This window comes from Pseudomonas sp. NPDC088885 (assembly GCF_044750025.1).
Lineage (GTDB): Bacteria > Pseudomonadota > Gammaproteobacteria > Pseudomonadales > Pseudomonadaceae > Aquipseudomonas > Aquipseudomonas rustica.
The window spans coordinates 1-1,856 of record NZ_JBIVJB010000231.1; the positions used below are offsets into that span (position 1 = coordinate 1).

4 protein-coding genes are annotated in these 1,856 nt (G+C 59.9%); all 4 read left to right on the forward strand.

Features of this window, described 5'->3' with window-relative positions; all coding sequences use genetic code 11:
- On the forward strand, positions 1-328 hold a 328-nt coding region (locus ACIP1X_RS28805; protein ID WP_400755966.1), incomplete at its 5' end, for a PhoH family protein.
- Positions 329-570: 242 nt separating this feature from the next.
- On the forward strand, positions 571-1,044 hold the full coding sequence (moaC, locus tag ACIP1X_RS28810) for a cyclic pyranopterin monophosphate synthase MoaC (RefSeq protein ID WP_016985015.1): 474 nt from the start codon (positions 571-573) through the stop codon (positions 1,042-1,044).
- On the forward strand, positions 1,041-1,283 hold the full coding sequence (gene moaD, locus ACIP1X_RS28815; protein WP_053117314.1) for a molybdopterin converting factor subunit 1: 243 nt from the start codon (positions 1,041-1,043) through the stop codon (positions 1,281-1,283). The genes moaC and moaD overlap by 4 nt, the downstream gene beginning before the upstream one ends.
- Before the next feature lie 3 nt (positions 1,284-1,286).
- Positions 1,287-1,739 (forward strand): molybdopterin synthase catalytic subunit MoaE, encoded by a 453-nt coding sequence (moaE, locus tag ACIP1X_RS28820; protein WP_038357637.1) that lies wholly within the window; start codon positions 1,287-1,289, stop codon positions 1,737-1,739.
- The last annotated feature ends 117 nt before the right edge of the window (positions 1,740-1,856 follow it).

Sequence of the window (1,856 nt, forward strand, 5' to 3'; positions counted from 1 at the left end):
CGACTACATCCTCAGCAAAGTGCCGCTGCAGTTCAAATCACTCAACTACATTCGTGGTCGCAGCTTCCAGCAGAGCCTGATCCTGATCGACGAATGTCAGAACCTCACACCGCACCAGATGAAAACCATCATCACCCGTGCCGGCGCCGGTTCGAAAGTGGTGTGCCTGGGCAACCTCGCACAGATCGACACCCCTTACCTGTCCGCGACCAGCTCCGGGCTGACCTACCTGACCGAACGCTTCAAGGATTTCCCGAACGGTGTGCACATCACCCTGCAAGGGGTGCCTCGCTCGATCCTGGCTGAATACGCCGAAACCCATCTGTAACTGCATCACAACCAAAACCGGGCGGCCCCAAAAGCCGCCCGGTTTTTTTCTGGATAAATGCATAACCAATGTGGGAGCGGGCTTGCTCGCGAATGCGCTGTGCCAGTCACCAAATGTGTGCCTGATACACCGCATTCGCGAGCAAGCCCGCTCCCACAGGGGATAGTGGTGATTTCATAATCAATGATGCGGAAATTTGACCCGCAGGTTTACAATCCCCGCTCCTGATCAGGAGTAATCCCGTGCTGACTCATCTCGATTCCCAAGGTCGCGCCAACATGGTCGACGTCACCGAAAAAGCCGTGACGTTCCGTGAAGCGACGGCCCAAGCGCTGGTGCGCATGCTCCCCGAAACGCTGCAGATGATCGTCAGCGGCGGCCATCCCAAGGGGGACGTGTTCGCCGTGGCGCGCATTGCCGGCATTCAGGCGGCGAAGAAAACCAGCGATCTGATTCCCCTGTGCCACCCGCTGATGCTTACCGGCGTCAAAGTCGAACTCAGCGCTGACGGCGAAGACACCGTGCGCATCGTCGCCCGTTGCAAACTGTCCGGGCAGACCGGCGTCGAGATGGAAGCGCTGACCGCCGCCAGCGTCGCCGCCCTGACCATCTACGACATGTGCAAAGCCGTCGATCGCGGCATGACCATCGAAAGCGTGCGTCTGCTGGAGAAGGTCGGCGGCAAGAGCGGGCACTTTCAAGCGGAGCAGCCATGAACCTGACCGTGAGGTTTTTTGCCCGTTACCGTGAAGCGCTGGGCGTGGATTCGCTGAAGGTGGAAGGTGATTTCGCTACCGTCGACGACGTGCGTGCATTGCTTGCGCAACGGGATGGCGCTGAAGTACTGAGCGAACAGAACCTGATGTGCGCACGCAACGAAGACCTCTGCCAGCTCGACGAGCCTGTGGTCGATGGCGACGAAGTGGCGTTTTTCCCCACCGTGACCGGAGGCTGAGCCATGGCGATTCGTGTGCAGGCCACGCCGTTCGACCCGGGCGCTGAAGTCAACGCGATGCACGCGGCCAATGTCGGCGTCGGCGCGGTGGTGAGTTTTGTCGGCTACGTGCGCGACTTCAATGACGGGCTGGATGTGGCGGGGATGTTTCTTGAGCACTATCCGGGCATGACCGAAAAAGCCCTCGGCAAAATCGCCATCGAAGCCGAGCAGCGCTGGCCGCTGCTGAAACTGGAGGTGCTGCATCGCATCGGCGCGCTCGAGCCGGGCGAGCCGATCGTGTTCGTCGGCGCCGCCAGCGCCCATCGCCAGGCCGCATTCGATGCCTGCGCTTTTGTCATGGACTACCTGAAAACCCGTGCACCGTTCTGGAAGAAAGAAAACACCAGCGACGGGCCGCGTTGGGTTGAGGGGCGGGACAGTGATCATGCAGCGGCGGATCGCTGGAAAAAGTAATTCTTGTAGCGCCCTTTAGTCAGCCTTCGCGAGCAAGCCCGCTTGTGTCTTGCGTAGGAGTTAGAATCGGGATGAGAGGGATGGTTGGCAAGCTGAATGCCCGGGGTGCTTAAAGCA

Bases quoted from the DNA above. Each gene is read 5' to 3' on its own strand.
- moaD (WP_053117314.1), top strand. From the start codon at position 1,041: ATGAACCTGACCGTGAGGTTTTTTGCCCGTTACCGTGAAGCGCTGGGC.
- moaE (WP_038357637.1), top strand. From the start codon at position 1,287: ATGGCGATTCGTGTGCAGGCCACGCCGTTCGACCCGGGCGCTGAAGTC.